The organism is Streptomyces sp. NPDC016640, assembly GCF_043076215.1.
GTDB lineage: Bacteria > Actinomycetota > Actinomycetes > Streptomycetales > Streptomycetaceae > Streptomyces.
The window spans coordinates 76273-94495 of sequence record NZ_JBIBRG010000004.1 but is presented as its reverse complement, the minus strand read 5'-3'; the positions used below and the strand labels follow the sequence as shown (position 1 = coordinate 94495).

Sequence of the window (18223 nt, the reverse complement as noted above, 5' to 3'; positions counted from 1 at the left end):
GCACGATGCCCACACCGCCTCGGACCATTCCTTCCAGCCTCGCACTGCACGGTGCGCGGTGGCTGCGCAGCAGCTACAGCACGGGGGCGAACAACTGCGTCGAGACGGCCCGGCCGGCCACCGGCCCCCTGGCCGGACTGCTCGCCGTGCGCGACTCCAAGACCCCGGCCGGACCCGCGCTGCTCTTCTCCCCCGAGAGCTGGGCGGGGTTCGTGACCGCGGTCCGCTGATGCGGCCCCGCATCCGCTGACCCGGCCGTTCCACCCGTCATCGTGCGACGCACGACCGTGCCCCGCCGACTCATGGCCGCGTCTCGCCGATCACCCGTACAGCGCGTTCGATCTCCGCCCCGGACAGGTCCGCGCGGGCGGTCAGTCTGAGCCGTGAGATGCCGTCGGGTACGGAAGGAGGACGGAAGCAGCCCACGGACAGGCCGGCCGCCCGGCAGTCGGCCGCCCATCGCACGGCCTGCTCCGGGGAAGGGGCGCGCACGGAGACGACCGCGGCGTCCGGACGCGCCGCCTCCAGACCCTCGGCCGTCAACCGGGCGTGCAGTTCCCGCGCCACCGCACCCGCCCGCGCCGCGCGTTCGGGCTCGCGGCGCAGCAGCCGCAGCGCCGCCAGGGCCGCGCCCGCCGCCGCCGGGGCGAGCCCCGTGTCGAAGATGAACGTCCGCGCCGCGTTGACCAGGTGCTCGATCACCCGGGCCGGGCCGAGCACGGCTCCGCCCTGACTGCCCAGCGACTTGGACAGCGTCACCGTCACGACGACGTCGTCGGCGCCCGCGATGCCCGCCGCGTGCGGGGCCCCTCGGCCGCCCTCGCCCAGTACGCCGAGGCCGTGCGCGTCGTCGAGCACCAGGCCCGCACCGTGTTCCCGGCACGCCTCGGCCAGCGCGCCGAGCGGGGCTGCGTCGCCGTCCACCGAGAACACCGTGTCGGACACCGCGACGGCCGGTCCCCCGTGCGAACCCAGTGCCTTGCGGAGGGCGTCGGGGTCGGCGTGCGCGGCGACCCGGGTCGTGCCGCGGGCCAGCCGGCAGCCGTCGATCAGCGAGGCGTGGTTGCCCGCGTCGGAGACGATGAGCGAGCCGTGCGGGGCCAGCGCGGTGACGGCGGCGAGATTGGCCGCGTAGCCGGAGGAGAAGACCAGGGCCGCCTCGAAGCCGCAGAAGGCGGCCAGTTCGCGTTCCAGCTCGGTGTGGAGTTCGGTGGTGCCGGTGACGAGCCGGGAGCCGGTCGATCCGCCGCCCCAGGTCCGCGCGGCACGGGCCGCGCCCTCGGTGACCTCCGGGTGCCGGGCGAGACCCAGGTAGTCGTTGCCGGCCAGATCCAGGAGCGGTGAACCGGCGGCCCGGGGCCGCAGGGTGCGCACGAGTCCGGCCCGGCGGCGCCGGTCCGCCTGCTCGTCGATCCAGCCGAACGCCATGGGTCCTCCGGGGATTTTGTAGGCAGTGCACAGACACTAGTGGGTGGACCTGCGGACCTCTGTGTGGCAATACCCACACCTCGAAGTGCCTCTGTTGTACGAACTCTCCTTGGCCCGAGTGGGCCGGGTAGGACAGGATCGGCTCTCATGGACCTGCTGAACACGCTGGTGGACAAGGGGCTTCGGCGCGAGACGCCGACCCGTGGGGAAGCACTGGCCGTCCTCGCGACGTCCGACGACGACCTGCTCGATGTGGTGGCCGCGGCCGGGAAGGTGCGCCGGCACTGGTTCGGCCGGCGGGTGAAGCTCAACTATCTCGTCAACCTCAAGTCCGGCCTGTGCCCGGAGGACTGCTCCTACTGCTCCCAGCGGCTCGGTTCCGGGGCCGACATCCTGAAGTACACCTGGCTCAAGCCCGACGAGGCGTCGCGGGCGGCCGCCGCGGGGCTCGCGGGCGGCGCCAAGCGGGTGTGCCTGGTGGCCAGCGGGCGGGGTCCGACCGACCGCGACGTGGACCGCGTCTCCGACACCATCAGGGCCATCAAGGACCGGAACGAGGGCGTCGAGGTATGCGCCTGCCTCGGACTGCTCTCCGAGGGGCAGGCGGAGCGGCTGCGCGAGGCGGGCGCCGACGCCTACAACCACAACCTCAACACGTCGGAGTCGACGTACGGGGACATCACCACCACGCACACCTACGCCGACCGTGTCGACACGGTGCGGAAGGCGCACGCGGCGGGTCTCTCCGCCTGCTCCGGGCTGATCGCCGGCATGGGCGAGAGCGACGAGGACCTGGTCGACGTGGTCTTCTCGCTGCGCGCGCTGGACCCGGACTCGGTGCCCGTCAACTTCCTGATCCCGTTCGAGGGCACGCCGCTCGCCAAGGAATGGAACCTGACCCCGCAGCGGTGCCTGAGGATCCTGGCGATGGTCCGGTTCGTCTGCCCGGACGTCGAGGTGCGGATCGCCGGCGGCCGTGAGGTGCACCTGCGCACGATGCAGCCGCTCGCGCTGCACCTGGCCAACTCGGTCTTCCTCGGCGACTACCTCACCAGCGAGGGCCAGGCGGGCAGGGCGGACCTGGAGATGATCGCGGACGCCGGGTTCGAGGTGGAGGGCACCGACCAGGTGACACTGCCCGAGCACCGGGCGGGCGGCGGCGCCTGCGGCTCCCACGGGAGCGGCGGCGCCTGCGGTGCGGCGCCGACCGGTGCGGCGCCCGCCGGTGCGGACGCCGGTGACGGGGCCGCACGAGGTGCCGACGGGCCGCGCACCGATCTGGTCGCCGTGCGCCGCCGGGGCGCCGGAACGGACCTCGCGCCCAATGCCTGAGCGGTCCGTCGCCGAACTGCTGGAGCTCGACCGGCGGCACGTCTGGCATCCGTACGGGCCCATGCCGGGCCGTCGGGAACCGCTCGTCGTGGAGTCGGCGAGCGGGGTGCGGCTGCGGCTCGCCGACGGCTCGGGCGAACTGGTCGACGGGATGTCGTCCTGGTGGTCGGCGATCCACGGCTACAACCACCCGGTGCTCAACGAGGCGGCCGGCGAGCAGCTCGCCCGGATGAGTCATGTGATGTTCGGCGGGCTCACGCACGAGCCCGCCGTACGGCTGGCGAAGCTCCTTGTCGACATGTCACCGGAAGGGCTGGAACACGTCTTCCTGGCCGACTCCGGATCGGTGTCGGTCGAGGTCGCGGTGAAGATGTGCCTGCAGTACTGGCGTTCGCTGGGGCGGCCGGCGAAGCGGCGGCTGCTGACCTGGCGGGGCGGCTACCACGGCGACACCTGGCAGCCGATGTCGGTGTGCGACCCCGACGGCGGCATGCACCGGCTGTGGTCCGGGGTGCTGCCCCGTCAGGTGTTCGCCGACGCCCCGCCCGAGCGGTACGAGGAGTCGTACGCCGATCACCTGCGGGAGCTGGTCGAGCGGCACGCCGGTGAGCTGGCCGCGGTGATCGTGGAGCCGGTGGTGCAGGGCGCGGGCGGCATGCGGTTCCACTCCCCCGCGTATCTGCGGGTGCTCCGGGAGGCGTGCGACGCGCACGACGTGCTGCTGGTGTTCGACGAGATCGCGACCGGATTCGGGCGCACCGGGGCGTTGTTCGCGGCGGAGCACGCGGCGGTGGCGCCGGACGTCATGTGCGTGGGCAAGGCGCTGACCGGAGGCTATCTGACCATGGCGGCGACGCTGTGCACCGCGCGGGTGGCCGAGGGCATCGCGCGCGGTGAGGTGCCGGTGCTGGCGCACGGTCCGACGTTCATGGGCAATCCGCTGGCGGCGGCCGTGGCCTGCGCCTCCGTCGAACTGCTGCTGGGGCAGGACTGGCGCGCGGAGGTCGGGCGGATCGAGGCGGGCCTGCGGGAAGGGCTGGCGCCGACCGCGCGGCTGCCGGGGGTGCGGGACGTGCGGGTGCTGGGCGCCATCGGGGTCGTGCAGCTCGATCACGCGGTGGACATGGCGGCGGCCACGGAGGCCGCCGTGCGCGAAGGGGTGTGGCTGCGGCCGTTCCGCGATCTGATCTACACCATGCCGCCGTACGTGACGGGCGACGCCGACGTGGCGCTCGTCGCGCGCGCGGTGTGCGCGGCGGCGAAGGAGGGATGACATGCCGGTGATGGTGATCACGGGCACGGGCACCGAGGTCGGCAAGACGGTGGTGACGGCCGCGGTCGCCGCGACGGCGCTGGCGGCCGGCCGGTCGGTGGCCGTGCTGAAGGCGGCGCAGACGGGCGTAAGGCCGGGCGAGCCCGGGGACGCCGAGGAGGTCGCGCGGCTCGCCGGTGCGGTGACGACGGACGAACTCGCCCGCTATCCCGATCCGCTGGCGCCGGCCACGGCCTCCCGCCGGGCCGGGCGGGCACCGGTGCATCCGCACGAGGTCGCGGAGCGGGCCGCCAAGCTGGCCACCGAGCACGATCTGGTGCTGGTGGAGGGCGCGGGCGGGCTGCTGGTGCGGTTCGACGCGGCCGGCGGGACGCTGGCGGACGCTGCCGGGCTGCTGTCCGCTCCGGTGCTGGTGGTGGCGCCGGCGGGACTCGGCACCCTCAACGCCTCGGAGCTGACGGTCCGCGAACTGCGCGGGCGGGGGCTGGAGCCGGCGGGTGTGGTGATCGGCAGCTGGCCGGCCGGGCCCGATCTGGCGGCGCGCTGCAATCTGCTGGACCTGCCCGACGTGACCGGGGCCCCGCTGCTGGGCGCCGTGCCGGCCGGGGCGGGCTCCCTCGCCCCGGCCCGCTTCCGGGCCGCGGCGCCGCAGTGGCTGGCGCCCCGGCTGGAGGGAACCTGGGACGCGGAGGTGTTCCGGGTGCGCGAGGCGCCCTGACGACAGCGCCTGACGACAGCGGGGGTGCGGGCGGCCCGACCGGGGGAGAATCGCCGTAGGCCCGTCCCGGGGAGGTCCACATGCAGCCACGGTCCGGCCGCTCCGCGAAGGCGGCGCGGGAGCCCGTGCACCACCCGCTGTTCGCCCGCTGCTACGCCCGGCTCAGTGTCACCGCCGAGACCCGGGCGGGGATGGCCGGGGTGCGCCGCAGGCTGCTCGGCGGGCTGTCGGGGCGGGTGATCGAGGTCGGCGCGGGCAACGGTCTGAACTTCGCGCACTACCCGGGCACCGTCTCGGGGATCGTCGCGATCGAACCGGAGCGTGCGCTGCGCACCCTGGCCGTGGAGGCCGCCCTGCGCGCCCGGGTGCCGGTGGACGTGGCGCCGGGGGTGGCGGAGGCGCTTCCGGTCCAGAGCGAGGCGTTCGACGCGGCGGTGCTCTCGTTGGTGCTGTGCAGTGTGCGGGACGTGCCGCGGGCGCTCGCGGAGCTCAGGCGGGTGCTGCGGCCCGGCGGCGAGGTGCGGTTCCTGGAGCACGGCCGGGGCGGCGGCCGGGTCATGAACCTCGCCCAGCGCGCGCTGGACCGCACGGTGTGGCCGTCGCTGGCCGGCGGCTGCCACGTGGCGCGGGACCCGGTCGGCGCGCTGCGGGAGGCGGGGTTCGAACTCGGGCCCTACCGGCGGACGCTGATGCCGGAGAAGGGGCCGGCGCTGCCCACCTCGTACTGCGTCGTCGGCACCGCGTGGCGACCGGTGAGCGACGCCTCGGCCCCCGCGGGCTGATCACTCGCTCCAGCGGCGCAGCTCGGCGGCGATGTCGGCCACGCCCGCCTCACCGCTCTTGACCAGCCGGGCCAGGTCGCGCACCCGCTCCGGCGAGGTGACGACCTTCAGACCGCTGGCGACGAGATAGGCGTACGCGACGGCGGAGGCGAACAGGGCGTTGGAGCGTTCCAGCGCGGGGAGGTGGATCAGCAGCTGGAGCAGCGCGGCGGCGCGGTCCTGGGGGCTGTCGTAGACGGGGACGTCGAAGATCCGGGCCTCGTGGCGTGCGACGGCGGCCACGAGGGCACCCCAGTCGGTCACCTGGGGGTCTCCCGGGGTCTGCTGCTCGGCGAGCATGAGCAGCCACGCGAGGTCGATGCGCAGGTTGTCCAACGGTTCAGCGGCGACCTTCGCGCGTGCCCTCGCCGTCCTTGCCGAATTCCTCGGCGAAGACGCTCTCGTACTGCTTCATGAAGTCGGCGGCCGCCTCGACGAAGGCGCGGCCCGCCTCTCCGGTGTCCTGCCGGACCAGTTCCTCGATGTAGCGGTTGACGCTCATCCCGCGGGCCAGGGCGCGCTCGCGTGCCGCGCGGGCGGTGCCCTCGTCGACGCGCACGTTCAGCTGGGTCTTCGCCATACCGTGAAGCTAGCGCCGGAATGCTAGCGGGGCAAGCGCGTCCACCGGCCGGATTCGCCCCTCACGCGGTGGGGGCGGTGCCGGGTGACACCCCTGACCGGGTGATCTGCGGGCCGACGGGCTTCTTTGCCGATCTTTTACCCCCGGCGGGCCACTCGCTCCTCCATGAAAGGTTGTGTGCGTCCGCCATGGGCGAGCGTCCCGGTCCGGGACATCGCGCATCCGTCCCCGTCCTGTCCGACCATGGGACGGAGGTGACCCGATGACCGAAGTGCTCCTCCTCCTGACGGCCATCCTGCTCTCGCTCGCCTGCGGCGCGTTCGTCGCGGCCGAGTTCTCCCTCACCACGGTCGAGCGCGGCGATCTGGAGCGGGCGGCCGAGCGCGGCGAGCGCGGCGCCGCCGGCGCGCTCGAGGCCGTTCGGAAACTGACCTTCCAGCTCTCCGGCGCCCAGCTCGGCATCACGGTCACCAACCTGGTGGTCGGCATGCTCGCCGAGCCGTCGATCGCGGCGCTGATCGCGGGCCCGCTGAAGGACGCCGGCGCCTCCGACGCGGTGGCGCACTCCTCGGCCCTGGTGATCGGCACGGCCCTGTCGACCGTGTTCCTGATGGTGGTCGGCGAGCTGGTGCCCAAGAACTGGGCGATCTCCTCGCCGCTGGCCGTGGCCAAGCGGGTGGGCAACGCGCAGCGCTGGTTCAGTGCCGCCTTCCGTCCCTTCATCACGCACCTCAACAACACGGCCAACCGCATCGTGCGCCGCATCGGCGTCGAGCCCGCCGAGGAACTGGAGTCCGCGCGCGGCCCCCAGGAGCTCGCGGCGCTCGCCCGGCACTCCGCCCGGCAGGGCGCCCTGGAGCCGGACACCGCCGAACTGTTCGTCCGCACGCTGAACCTCGCCGACCTCACCGCGGAGAACGTGATGACACCGCGCGTCCAGGTCGTCGCCCTGGAGGCCTCCGCGACCTGCGAGGACGTGGCGAACGTGACCCGGGCCACCGGGCTGTCCCGGTTCCCCGTCTACCGCGACACCCTGGACGCGGTCGTCGGCACCGCGCACGTCAAGGACGTTCTGGCGATGTCCGCCGGGCACCGCGCCCGCGTCCCGGTGTCGGAGGTGATGCGCGACCCGCTGCTGGTCCCCGAATCGCTCACCGTCGACCGCCTGCTGGACCGGCTCTCCGGCCGGCGGACCATGGCCGTGGTGATCGACGAGTACGGCGGCACCGCGGGCGTGGCCACGCTGGAGGACATCGTCGAGGAGGTCGTCGGCGAGGTCCGCGACGAGCACGACCCGCACGAGACCCCCGACCTGGCCCGCTCCGGCGCCGACGCGGAGGGCCGCGAGCTGTTCTCGGCCGACGGCTCGGCACGGGTGGACCAGCTCGCCCGGGTCGGCCTGCGCGCGCCGGAGGGGCCGTACGAGACCCTCGCCGGGCTCGTGGCGGCCGAGCTGGGCCGGATCCCGGCCGTCGGCGACACCCTCGAGGTCACCGGCTGGCGGCTGGAGGTGCTGGACGCGACCGGCCGCCGCGCGGCACGCGTCCTGCTGCACGCACCGCGCGGCGGCCCGCACCCGGCGGAACGGCGGACGGACACGGACGGCGAGGGGGCGCGGCGGTGACCGTCGTACAGCTGGTGATCGGTCTGGCGACCCTGGTCGCCAACGCCTTCTTCGTCGGCGCCGAGTTCGCCCTGATCTCGGTCCGCCGCAGCCAGATCGAGCCGTACGCCGATGAGGGCGACCGGCGCGCCAGGAGCGTGCTGTGGGGGCTGGAGCACGTGTCCGCGCTGATGGCGGCCGCGCAGCTCGGCATCACGCTGTGCACCCTGGTCCTCGGCGTCGTCGCCGAACCGGCCATCGCCCACCTGCTGGAGCCGGTGTTCCACGCGGTGGGCATGCCGGAGGGCGCCGGTCACGCGGTGTCGTTCGTGATCGCGCTGGCGCTCGCGACGTATCTGCACATGCTGCTCGGCGAGATGGTGCCCAAGAACATCGCGCTGGCCGAGCCGGTCCGCAGCGCGCTGGCGCTGGGGCCGCCGCTGGTGGCGCTGTCCCGGGCCCTGCGCCCGGTGATCTTCACGGTCAACGCCTTCGCCAACGCCCTGCTGCGGCTGCTGCGGGTCGAGGTGCGCAACGAGGTCGTCGCCTCCTTCTCGGACGCGGAGCTGGTCCAGATGGTGAAGGACTCCGGCGAGGCGGGTCTGATCGACGACCGGGCGCAGGAACGGCTGCGCGACGCGCTGGAATTGGGCCGGCGGCCGGTGCGGGACGTGGTGGTGCCACTGGAGCGCGTGGTCTACGCCCGCGTGGGCGTCACCCCGGAGGAACTGGAGCGGCTGTCGGCGCAGTCCGGCTTCTCCCGCTTCCCCGTGGTGGACGAGCAGCGGCGGATCGTGGGTTATCTGCACGTGAAGGACGCCTTGGACGCCTCGCCGCGGGACCTGCCGTTCCGGCTGCGGGACATGCGGTCCGTGGCCCGGGTGCGGGAGAGCACGCCGATGGACGACGTCCTCACCGCCATGCGGCGCAGCCGTACGCATCTGGCGGCCGTGCTCGGCGCCGACGGGCGGCTGGCGGGACTGGTGACGATGGAGGACGTCCTGCGGGAGCTGTTCGGGCGGCGGACCTGAGCATCCGGGGGGGGACCGACCGATGGGTATGTGCCACGGGATACCATCTCTGTCGCCATGCAGACGCATCCCTCCCACAACAGCCTTGTCGCCCTCGGCGATTCCTTCACCGAGGGCATGTCGGACCTCCTTCCGGACGGCACGTACCGCGGCTGGGCCGATCTCCTCGCCGGACGGATGGCGGCCGCCTCCTCCGGTTTCCGCTACGCCAACCTGGCCGTGCGCGGCAAGCTGATCCGGCAGATCGTCGACGAGCAGGTCGAGGTCGCCGCTGCCCTGCGGCCCGACGTCGTCACCCTGGTCGGCGGGCTCAACGACACCCTGCGGCCCAAGTGCGACATGGCGCGGGTGCGGGATCTGCTGACCGAGGCCGTGGAGCGGCTGGCCCCGCACTGCGAGCAGCTGGTGCTGATGCGCAGTCCCGGCCGCCAGGGGCCGGTCCTGGAGCGCTTCCGGCCGCGCATGGAGGCGCTGTTCGCCTGTGTCGACGAGCTGGCCGAGCGGCACGGCGCCCTCGTCGTCGACCTGTACGGGGCGCCCTCGCTCAGTGATCCCCGGCTGTGGGACGTGGACCGGCTGCATCTGACCGCCGACGGGCACCGCAGGGTGGCGGAGGCGGTGTGGCAGGCCCTCGGCTACCCGCCGGAGGACCCCGAGTGGCACCTGCCGCCCCGGGCGACGCTGCCGCCGCGCTGGACGGCACGTCGGGTCGAGGACGCCCGGTTCGCCCGGCGGCACCTGCTGCCCTGGATCGGCCGCCGGCTCACGGGCCGTTCCTCGGGGGACGGCCGGGCAGGCGCCCAGTTCAACGCCGAGCTGGGCAGAGCCTTCTGGGTCACCCCTGCGGACCCCGCGAAGCCCGGCCCCGTGACGGACTGGCGACGGGTGGGGCCCTGAGCCGGAGTCCCGCCCGGCCGCCGCGCACCGATCGGACGCGGGGCGCCGGCCCTCCCTCCCCGGGCTGGTCAGCGGTCTCCAGGTCACCGGTGGCCGTGTCGTGGACCGCGACGGGGCGGGGCGTGTCGTCGACGACGGATCGGATCGGATCGGATCGGGGCACCGTGCCCGTCCGGAGGCCGCCCGGGCGCCCCGAGCCGCTGCCGTCCGGGATCCGCCGGCGCTCCCGGCCCCTCGTGGCTTCCTCCGAACCACCCCGTGGCACCGGCCTGCACGAATCGCCAGTAGAATCCCTGTACGTGACTGCTGCGCCCGCCAAGCCCCGTATCCCGAACGTCCTCGCCGGACGCTACGCCTCCGCCGAGCTCGCCACGCTCTGGTCCCCCGAGCAGAAGGTGAGACTGGAGCGGCAGCTCTGGATCGCCGTGCTGCGGGCCCAGAAGGACCTCGGGATCGAGGTGCCGGACGCGGCGATCGCCGACTACGAGCGTGTCCTCGGCCAGGTCGACCTGGCCTCGATCGCCGAGCGCGAGAAGGTCACCCGGCACGACGTGAAGGCGCGGATCGAGGAGTTCAACGACCTCGCCGGGCACGAGCACGTGCACAAGGGCATGACCTCCCGCGACCTCACCGAGAACGTCGAGCAGCTGCAGATCCGGCTCTCGCTGGAGCTGGTGCGCGACCGCACGGTGGCCGTGCTGGCGCGTCTGGGCAGGCTGGCCGGCGAGTACGGCGAACTGGTCGTGGCCGGCCGTTCGCACAACGTGGCCGCGCAGGCCACCACCCTCGGCAAGCGGTTCGCGACCGCCGCCGACGAGCTGCTCGTCGCGTACGGCCGGGTGGAGGACCTGCTGGGCCGCTACCCGCTGCGCGGCGTCAAGGGCCCGGTGGGCACGGCGCAGGACATGCTGGACCTGCTCGGCGGGGACGCCGCCAAGCTGGCGGAGCTGGAGCGGCGGATCGCCGGGCACCTGGGCTTCTCCGAGGTGTTCACCTCGGTCGGCCAGGTCTACCCGCGCTCGCTGGACTACGAGGTCGTCACCGCGCTGGTGCAGCTGGCCGCCGCGCCGTCGTCGCTGGCGAAGACCATCCGGCTGATGGCCGGGCACGAGCTGGTCACCGAGGGCTTCAAGCCGGGTCAGGTCGGCTCCTCGGCGATGCCGCACAAGATGAACACCCGCTCCTGCGAGCGCGTCAACGGCCTGATGGTGATCCTGCGCGGCTACGCCTCGATGACCGGCGAGCTGGCGGGCGACCAGTGGAACGAGGGCGACGTCTCCTGCTCGGTGGTGCGCCGGGTCGCGCTGCCGGACGCGTTCTTCGCGCTCGACGGTCTGCTGGAGACGTTCCTGACGGTGCTCGACGAGTTCGGGGCCTTCCCGGCCGTCGTCGCCCGGGAGCTGGACCGCTACCTGCCGTTCCTCGCCACCACCAAGGTGCTGATGGGCGCGGTGCGCGCGGGCGTCGGCCGCGAGGTCGCGCACGAGGCGATCAAGGAGAACGCGGTCGCCACGGCCCTGGCGATGCGCGAGCGGGGCGCCGAGCGCAACGACCTGCTCGACAAGCTCGCCGCCGACGAGCGGCTGCCGCTGGACCGCGCCGGGCTGGAGGAGCTGATGGCGGACAAGCTGTCCTTCACCGGTGCCGCGAGCGACCAGGTCGCCACCGTCGTCGGCCGCGTCGAGGACATCGTGAGGCGGCGCCCGGAGGCCGCCGGGTACACCCCCGGGGCGATCCTCTGACGCGCTTCACCCGTCAGGAGCTGGAGGCCGCCCGCGACCGGCTGGTGCCGGACGTGGTCGCGGACGGCCTGCGCGTGCTGTTCTGCGGTATCAACCCGGGGCTGATGACGGCCGCGACGGGCCACCACTTCGCCCGCCCGGGGAACCGCTTCTGGCCGGCGCTGCACCGCTCCGGCTTCACGCCCCGGCAGCTGCTGCCGTCGGAGCAGCGGGAGTTGCTGTCGTACGGACTCGGCATCACCAACGTGGTGGCGAGGGCGACCGCGCGGGCCGACGAGCTGAGCGCCGAGGAGTACCGGGAGGGCGGGCGGCTGCTGACCCGGAAGGTGGCACGGCTCCGTCCGCGGTGGCTGGCCGTGGTGGGGATCACCGCGTACCGGGCGGCGTTCGACGACCGCACGGCGCGGGTGGGACCGCAGGAGCGGACCATCGGCGACACACGGGTGTGGGTGCTGCCCAACCCGAGCGGGCTGAACGCGCACTGGACGCCGGCGACGCTGGCCGAGGAGTTCGGGCGGCTGCGGGAGGCCGCGGCGGAGTAGCGTCGGCCGGTGGTCGTGGCGGGGCCGTCCCGGTGGCCACCGCCGGCAGCCGGGTCCCGTCGCTCGCGTCCCGGCCGGCGACCGCCACCGCGGCCCGGCGGCCGGTTCCCCGGACCTCCCCCGGCCGGGCCACGTGCGGGCCGCGGTACGTCCTCCCGTCCGGTGCGCAGCGGAACCGTCCGCGGGTTCCGGGGCGCGCCGCGAGCGCCGGGCGCCGCGGGGCGCCCGTACCCGGAGGTCGCCGGGGCCCGCCGTGCCGAGTACGATCCGCCCAACACGCGCACGAGCGGGAGGGACGGACGGTGGCTCGGCTGACCGGCGGGGACCCCTCGCTGCTGCGAAGGATCAACTCCGCGGTGGTGCTGCACGCGTTGCGGGCCACGGACTGCGCGACGCTGACCGAGGTGACCCGGGTGACGGGGCTGTCCCGGCCGACCGTCGAGGGCGTCGTGGAGGGACTCATCGAGGCGGGCCTCGTCGTGGAGACGGCGGCCCAGGAGGGTGCCGCGCGCCGCCAGGGACGGCCGGCGCGGCGGTTCCGGTTCCGGGCGGAGGCCGGGCATCTGCTCGGCCTGGAGATCGGCGTGCACCGGGTGGCCGCGCTGCTGGCCGATCTGGACGGCCGGGTGATCGGCGCACAGGCCAGGGACGTGGACGGGACGGTCGACGCCGACGAGCGGCTGGACCGGCTGCGCGCGGCCGTCGCGGAGCTGCTGCGCCGGGCCGGCGTGCCGCGCGGCTCGCTGCGGGCCGTGGGCGTCGGCACACCCGGGATCGTCGAGGCGGACGGCACGGTGCGGCTGGGCACGGCGCTGCCCGGCTGGACGGGTCTCGGCCTCGGTGAGCGGCTGAGCCGGTCCTTCAAGTGCCCGGTGCTGGTGGAGAACGACGCCAACGCGGCGGTCGTGGCGGAGCACTGGAAGGGCGCCGCCAGGGAGACCGACGACGTGGTGTTCGTGCTGGCCGGACTGAGCCCGGGCGCTGGGTCGTTGATCGGCGGACGGCTGCACCGGGGCTACGGCGGGGCGGCCGGCGAGATCGGGGCGCTGCACCTGCTGGGCCGGGAGGCGACCCCGGAGACGCTGCTGTCCACCACGGACGAGCCGTTGCACCCGCTCGACGAGCAGGCGGTCGCCGAGGTCTTCGCCCAGGCCCGCGAGGGCGACCGGCGGGCGCTCGCCGCCGTGGACCGCTTCATCCGCCGACTGGTGCACGACGTGGCGGCGCTGGTGCTCGCCCTCGATCCGGAACTGGTCGTGATCGGCGGCTGGGCGGCGGGCCTGGACGGGGTCCTGGCGCCGCTGCGCCGCGAACTGGCCCGCTACTGCCTGCGCCCGCCGGAGGTCACCCTGTCCCACCTGGGTGAGGCCGCGGTCGCCACCGGCGCGGTGCGGCTCGCCCTCGACCATGTGGAGGGGCAGCTCTTCGCGGTGGAGGGCACGGTGACGGCGCGCCGCTGAGGACCGTCACGGTCGGGTGCCGCGCGCCCGCGGGGCACCCGACGGTCCTTCCGGCGCAGCCCCGTGGGTGGTGCGGGTGCACCGCACCGGGGCGGTGCGACCCGTCGCGGCGCCCGTGCCGGGAGCGCCCCGGGCACGGCGGCCGGGGGTCTCAGGAGGCGTGGCGCTCCGGGCCGTGGTGGATCTCCACGCCGCCGAAGTCGCCGAACGTCAGCCGGCAGGTGTCGGCGCGGTAGGTGGCCACGGAGAGCGCGGCGATGCGCCCGCGGGCGATGAAGCGGGTGGTGACGACGAGGACGGGGGCGCCCGGCAGGCGGTCCAGCTCCCTGGCGTCGTCGGCGCGGGCGGAACCGAGTTCGACCGCGCTCTCCTGCCGCTCCAGCTCCAGGCGCCGCAGTTCACGCAGCACCGCACGCGCGCGGGCCGTACCGGACGGCGCGTCGATGCCGGACAGGTCCGGCACCGAGTCCACCGGAAGGTACAGCAGTTCGGCGGCGACGGGCTGGCCGTGGGAGACGCGGGAGCGCCGCACGACGTGCAAGGGCTCGTCGCGGCCGGTCACCAGGGTCTCGGCGACGGCGGCGGGCGGCACCTCGAGCACGCAGTCGAGGGCCTGCCAGGCGTCGTCCGGGCCGCCCGGCCAGGCGTGCTGCGCCGTGCCGACGGACACGCCCATGCGCGGCGGGGCGACGGTCGTGCCCACCCCGCGGCGGCGCTGCAGCCTGCCTTCGAGTTCGAGCTGTTCCAGCGCCTGCCGAAGCGTGGCGCGGGCGACGCCGAAGCGGGCGGCGAGGTCACGCTCGTTGGGCAGGATCTCGCCCACGGCGAACTCCGAGTCCAGCGCCTCGCTGAGCACGGTCCTGAGATGCCAGTACTTCGGTTCCGGCACCGTTTCCAGCTGCGTGGTCCCCACCCTGTCCTCCACGTTCGCCGTGTCCGGCGCCGTTTTCAGCGCCCTTGTTTATGAAAGGTTGTTTCACTTATCTGTGACCATAAGGCGGCCCACCCCCTTGGTCAAGACCAATCCGCACGACGGGACGAGGCCCCCGTCGCGGCGGGGGCCTCGTCCGGTGAGGGTGCGTGCCGCTCCTACGGAACGGCGGGCAGGGAGCGCAGCTTGTCGGGGTTGCGGATGATGTACACCGCCTGGACGCGCCCGTCGGCGACGTCGAGCTGGAGGACGGAGTCGGGCTCGCGGCCGGACAGGACGAGCACCGCGGGGCCGCCGTTGAGCTCCAGGAAGCGGACGCCGAGGTCGGGCACCCCCTTGCCGGCGACGCCGATGACGAAGCGCCCGACGTGGTCGGCGCTCTCCAGCACCCGCAGCGGGGCGCGCGACTTGCCGCCGCTGTCGCCGACGAGACGCACGTCCGGCGCGAGCAGTTCCATGAGTCCCGCCAGATCGCCGCCGGCCGCCGCGGCCAGGAAGCGCTCGGTGAGTTCACGGCGCCGGACGGGGTCCACCTCGTAGCGCGGGCGCCGCTCCTCGACGTGCCCGCGGGCGCGCCCGGCGAGTTGGCGTACCGCCGCCTCGCCGCGGTCGAGCATGGCCGCGATGTCGGCGTACGGGTAGCCGAACGCCTCCCGCAGCACGAAGACCGCGCGCTCCAGCGGCGACAGTGACTCCAGCACGACGAGGACGGCGAGGGAGACGGAGTCGGCGAGCACCGCCCGATCGGCGGCGTCCGGGACGGTGTCGCCGAAGTCGGTGACGTACGGCTCCGGCAGCCAGGGCCCGACATAGGTCTCACCGCGCGCCTTGATCCGGCGCAGCCGGTCGATGGCGAGGCGGGCGGTGACGCGCACCAGGTAGCCGCGCGGCTCGCGCACCTCCGAGCGGTCGCCGCCGGACCAGCGCAGCCACGCGTCCTGGACCACGTCCTCCGCGTCGGCCACCCGGCCCAGCATGCGGTAGGCGACTCCCAGGAGAACGGGACGGTGCTCTTCGAAGACGTCGGTCAGGGTGTCGGTGGTCACGGCCCCATCCCAGCCGACCCGCGCGGTCGTGTCCAGGCGGTCCGGGCCGCCGGGAGCGCGGCGAGAAGGGCGGAGCCGGGGGCTACCCGCCGGTAGCAACTGCTGACAAGCTGTCCACGACGTCGGGCGGCGTCCGTTTCCGCGAGTCCCAGACGAGGAGCACCCCCATGTCCGCGACCGTCTCCTTCGAGATCACCTCTCCCCTCGGCCCGCAGACCGTGACCGTGTCCTACGCGCGCGTGGGCCGCGGGGAACCGCTGCTCCTGCTGCACGGCATCGGCCATCACCGCCAGGCCTGGGACCCGGTCGTGGACATCCTCGCGACCGAGCGCGAGGTGATCGCCGTGGACCTGCCCGGCTTCGGCGCCTCCCCGTCGCTGCCCGGCGGCCTCGCCCACGACCTGCCGACCATGAGCACCGCGCTCGCCGCCCTGTGCGAGGCGCTGGAACTGGACCGGCCGCATGTCGCGGGCAACTCGCTCGGCGGTCTGCTGGCCCTGGAGCTGGGCCGCGGGCAGTTCGTACGGTCCGTCACCGCCCTGTCCCCCGCCGGTTTCTGGACCCGGGCCGAGCGCCGGTACGCCTTCGCCGTGCTGGCCGGCATGCGGCGGATCGCGGAGCGGATGCCGCTGCCGCTGGTCGAGCGCCTCGCTCGCTCCGCGGCCGGCCGGGCGGCGCTGACCGGCACCGTCTACGCCCGCCCCGGGCGCCGTTCACCCGAGGCCGTGGTCGCCGAGACGCTCGCGCTGGCCGGCGCCACGGGCTTCGCCGAGACCCTCCGGGCGGGCACCGCCGTACGGTTCACCGAGGACGTGCCGGGCATCCCCGTGACCGTCGCCTGGGGCGCCCGGGACCGGCTGCTCATCCCCCGGCAGGGCGTCCGCGCCAAGCGGCTGATCCCCCGGGCCCGGCTGGTGCGGCTGCCCGGCTGCGGCCACGTCCCGATGAACGACGACCCGGCGCTCGTCGCACGCGTCCTCCTCGACGGCAGCCGCTGATCGAGACGGCGGGGCGGTACGGGACGGCGAGCGGGTCCACACGGCCGGCCAGCGGCCTGGCCCGGCTCCGGCGCCGCCGGGAGCCTTTCCTCACGCGCGTGGCGGAGGCCGGTGAGAACGGTGCCGCGCGCTCGTCCGATCAGTTGTTCACCCGGGGTTTGCGTACGGGCCGCGCCGCCCGAGTAGTCCTGGCTGCGCACACTGGCCGGATCCCGTCCCTGGAGGCGCATCCATGTCACACCGTTCGTTCCCGGGCCGTCGCGCCGTTCTGCGCGGCTCGCTCGCGGCCTCGGCGGCCCTCACCCTGCCCACCGCGCTCGGTGCGGCGCCCGCGTTCGCCCGGTCGGGGCGTCCGCTGGCGAAGTGGGGCGTGCAGACGGGCGACGTGACCCGTGACTCAGGGCTGGTGTGGGTGCGCTCCGACCGGCCGGCCCGGATGATCGTCGAGACGTCGGCGACCGAGTCGTTCCGCAACCCGCGCCGTCTGCACGGCCCGCTGCTCGGCGCGGACACCGACTTCACCGGCACCACCCGGCTGCGCGGGCTGCCGCCCGGCGAGCAGATCCACTACCGCGTGCTGCTCGCCGACCCCGACGACCCGCGCCGCACCGGCGAGCCGGTCACCGGCACCTTCCGCACGGTGCCGGCCCGGCGCCGGGACGGCGTGCGGTTCCTGTGGTCGGGCGATCTGGCCGGACAGGGCTGGGGCATCAACCCCGGCATCGGCGGCTACCGCATCTTCGACGCGATGGCCCGGCTCGACCCCGACTTCTTCCTGTTCAGCGGTGACACCGTCTACGCGGACGGCCCCATCGCCGCGACCGCCGCCCTGCCGGACGGCAGCACCTGGCGGAACATCACCACCGAGGAGAAGTCCAAGGTCGCCGAGACCCTCGCCGAGTTCCGGGGCAATTTCCGCTACAACCTGCTCGACGAGAACCTGCGCCGGTTCAACGCCCGGGTCCCCTCCATCGTGCAGTGGGACGACCACGAGGTGCGCAACAACTGGTACCCCGGCCAGCGGATCGCCGACACGGACACCCGGTACACGGAGAAGAGCGTCGATGTGCTCGCGGCCCGGGCACGGCGGGCGTTCGGCGAGTACTTCCCGATGTCGACGCTGCGGCCGGGCGACCGGGAGGGCCGGGTGTACCGGGTGCTGCGGCAGGGGCCGCTGCTCGACGTGTTCGTGCTGGACATGCGGACGTACCGCAACGCCAACTCCTCCGGTGACCAGACCGTGGACCCGCAGGGCATCCTCGGGCGCGAGCAACTGGAGTGGCTGAAGCGGGAACTGGTGCGGTCGCGGGCGGTGTGGAAGGTGATCGCCGCCGACATGCCGATCGGGCTGGTCGTACCGGACACCACCGAGGGCCGTGCGAACGTCGAGGCGGTGGCCCAGGGCGACCCGGGCGCGCCGCTGGGGCGGGAGCTGCAGATCGCGGAACTGCTGAGGTTCGTCAAGCACCGGCGGATCACCGGCACGGTGTGGCTGACGGCCGACGTGCACCACACCTCGGCCCAGCACTACCAGCCCTCGCGGGCCGCGTTCGGTGACTTCGAGCCGTTCTGGGAGTTCGTCTCCGGTCCGCTGAACGCCGGTGCCTTCCCGGCCAGCGCGCTCGACGGCACCTTCGGTCCGGAACGGGTGTGGGTGAAGGCGCCGACAGCCTCCAACGTCTCGCCGGCCGGCGGCTACCAGTTCTTCGGTGAGGTCGACATCGACGGCGGCAGCGGCGAACTGACGGTGCGGATGCGGGAGCAGGACGGCACGGTGCTGTTCACGAAGACGCTGCAGCCGGGCCTGGTCGGCCAGTAACC

At 74.2% G+C, this 18223-nt stretch carries 18 protein-coding genes; 13 read left to right on the top strand and 5 right to left on the bottom strand.

Annotated elements, in window-relative coordinates:
• The first annotated feature begins 5 nt into the window (after positions 1-5).
• Positions 6-230: a DUF397 domain-containing protein gene (locus ACF07S_RS09770; RefSeq protein WP_391964236.1), complete on the top strand. Its 225-nt coding sequence runs from the start codon at positions 6-8 to the stop codon at positions 228-230.
• A 70-nt stretch (positions 231-300) separates the two neighbouring features.
• Here the strand turns inward: ACF07S_RS09770 and ACF07S_RS09765 are convergent, their stop codons facing one another.
• On the bottom strand, positions 301-1428 hold the full coding sequence (locus ACF07S_RS09765; RefSeq protein WP_391973859.1) for an 8-amino-7-oxononanoate synthase: 1128 nt from the start codon (positions 1426-1428) through the stop codon (positions 301-303).
• Between the two features lie 147 nt (positions 1429-1575).
• On the opposite strand from ACF07S_RS09765, the gene bioB reads away from it, so the two are divergent.
• From bioB to ACF07S_RS09745, 4 genes are all read left to right on the top strand, one after another.
• Positions 1576-2760: a biotin synthase BioB gene (bioB, locus tag ACF07S_RS09760; RefSeq protein WP_391973858.1), complete on the top strand. Its 1185-nt coding sequence runs from the start codon at positions 1576-1578 to the stop codon at positions 2758-2760.
• Entirely contained in the window at positions 2753-4033 is a 1281-nt protein-coding gene (locus ACF07S_RS09755; protein ID WP_391973857.1) for an adenosylmethionine--8-amino-7-oxononanoate transaminase, read from the top strand. The genes bioB and ACF07S_RS09755 overlap by 8 nt, the downstream gene beginning before the upstream one ends.
• A 1-nt stretch (position 4034) precedes the next feature.
• Positions 4035-4751, top strand: a complete 717-nt coding sequence (gene bioD / locus ACF07S_RS09750) for a dethiobiotin synthase (protein ID WP_391964240.1) — start codon at positions 4035-4037, stop codon at positions 4749-4751.
• 80 nt (positions 4752-4831) lie between these two features.
• Positions 4832-5533, top strand: a complete 702-nt coding sequence (locus ACF07S_RS09745; RefSeq protein WP_391964241.1) for a class I SAM-dependent methyltransferase — start codon at positions 4832-4834, stop codon at positions 5531-5533.
• Here ACF07S_RS09745 and ACF07S_RS09740 read toward each other — a convergent pair whose 3' ends face one another.
• Complete coding sequence (locus ACF07S_RS09740) at positions 5534-5908, bottom strand: fic family toxin-antitoxin system, toxin component (protein ID WP_391964242.1); 375 nt, start codon at positions 5906-5908, stop codon at positions 5534-5536.
• Positions 5909-5912: 4 nt separating this feature from the next.
• Positions 5913-6152 carry a toxin-antitoxin system HicB family antitoxin gene (locus ACF07S_RS09735; protein WP_391964243.1) on the bottom strand — a complete coding sequence of 80 codons (240 nt, stop codon included), beginning with the start codon at positions 6150-6152 and terminating at the stop codon, positions 5913-5915.
• A 262-nt stretch (positions 6153-6414) separates the two neighbouring features.
• Here ACF07S_RS09735 and ACF07S_RS09730 point away from each other — a divergent pair, with 262 nt between their 5' ends.
• The 6 genes from ACF07S_RS09730 to ACF07S_RS09705 all read left to right on the top strand — a co-directional run bounded on the left by ACF07S_RS09730 (position 6415) and on the right by ACF07S_RS09705 (position 13427).
• The gene (locus ACF07S_RS09730) at positions 6415-7776 is read left to right on the top strand and encodes a hemolysin family protein (RefSeq protein ID WP_391964244.1); all 1362 of its coding nucleotides are present in this window, start codon (positions 6415-6417) and stop codon (positions 7774-7776) included.
• The gene (locus tag ACF07S_RS09725; protein ID WP_391964245.1) at positions 7773-8786 is read left to right on the top strand and encodes a hemolysin family protein; all 1014 of its coding nucleotides are present in this window, start codon (positions 7773-7775) and stop codon (positions 8784-8786) included. Before ACF07S_RS09730 ends, ACF07S_RS09725 begins: the two co-directional genes overlap by 4 nt.
• Before the next feature lie 57 nt (positions 8787-8843).
• The gene (locus ACF07S_RS09720) at positions 8844-9683 is read left to right on the top strand and encodes an SGNH/GDSL hydrolase family protein (protein ID WP_391973856.1); all 840 of its coding nucleotides are present in this window, start codon (positions 8844-8846) and stop codon (positions 9681-9683) included.
• 299 nt (positions 9684-9982) lie between these two features.
• Positions 9983-11425, top strand: a complete 1443-nt coding sequence (gene purB / locus ACF07S_RS09715; RefSeq protein WP_391973855.1) for an adenylosuccinate lyase — start codon at positions 9983-9985, stop codon at positions 11423-11425.
• 44 nt (positions 11426-11469) lie between these two features.
• Positions 11470-11967, top strand: a complete 498-nt coding sequence (gene mug / locus ACF07S_RS09710) for a G/U mismatch-specific DNA glycosylase (protein WP_391973854.1) — start codon at positions 11470-11472, stop codon at positions 11965-11967.
• Positions 11968-12269: 302 nt separating this feature from the next.
• Positions 12270-13427: an ROK family transcriptional regulator gene (locus ACF07S_RS09705; protein ID WP_391973853.1), complete on the top strand. Its 1158-nt coding sequence runs from the start codon at positions 12270-12272 to the stop codon at positions 13425-13427.
• Between the two features lie 151 nt (positions 13428-13578).
• Here ACF07S_RS09705 and ACF07S_RS09700 read toward each other — a convergent pair whose 3' ends face one another.
• Together ACF07S_RS09700 and sigJ are read right to left on the bottom strand one after the other, a co-directional pair.
• Entirely contained in the window at positions 13579-14340 is a 762-nt protein-coding gene (locus ACF07S_RS09700; RefSeq protein ID WP_391964250.1) for a GntR family transcriptional regulator, read from the bottom strand.
• Positions 14341-14516: 176 nt separating this feature from the next.
• Complete coding sequence (gene sigJ / locus ACF07S_RS09695) at positions 14517-15404, bottom strand: RNA polymerase sigma factor SigJ (protein ID WP_391964251.1); 888 nt, start codon at positions 15402-15404, stop codon at positions 14517-14519.
• Positions 15405-15571: 167 nt separating this feature from the next.
• On the opposite strand from sigJ, the gene ACF07S_RS09690 reads away from it, so the two are divergent.
• Together ACF07S_RS09690 and ACF07S_RS09685 are read left to right on the top strand one after the other, a co-directional pair.
• On the top strand, positions 15572-16402 hold the full coding sequence (locus ACF07S_RS09690; RefSeq protein ID WP_391973852.1) for an alpha/beta fold hydrolase: 831 nt from the start codon (positions 15572-15574) through the stop codon (positions 16400-16402).
• A 232-nt stretch (positions 16403-16634) separates the two neighbouring features.
• A complete protein-coding gene (locus ACF07S_RS09685) occupies positions 16635-18221 on the top strand; it encodes an alkaline phosphatase D family protein (protein ID WP_391973851.1) in 1587 nt (528 codons plus the stop codon).
• Positions 18222-18223 lie beyond the last annotated feature (2 nt).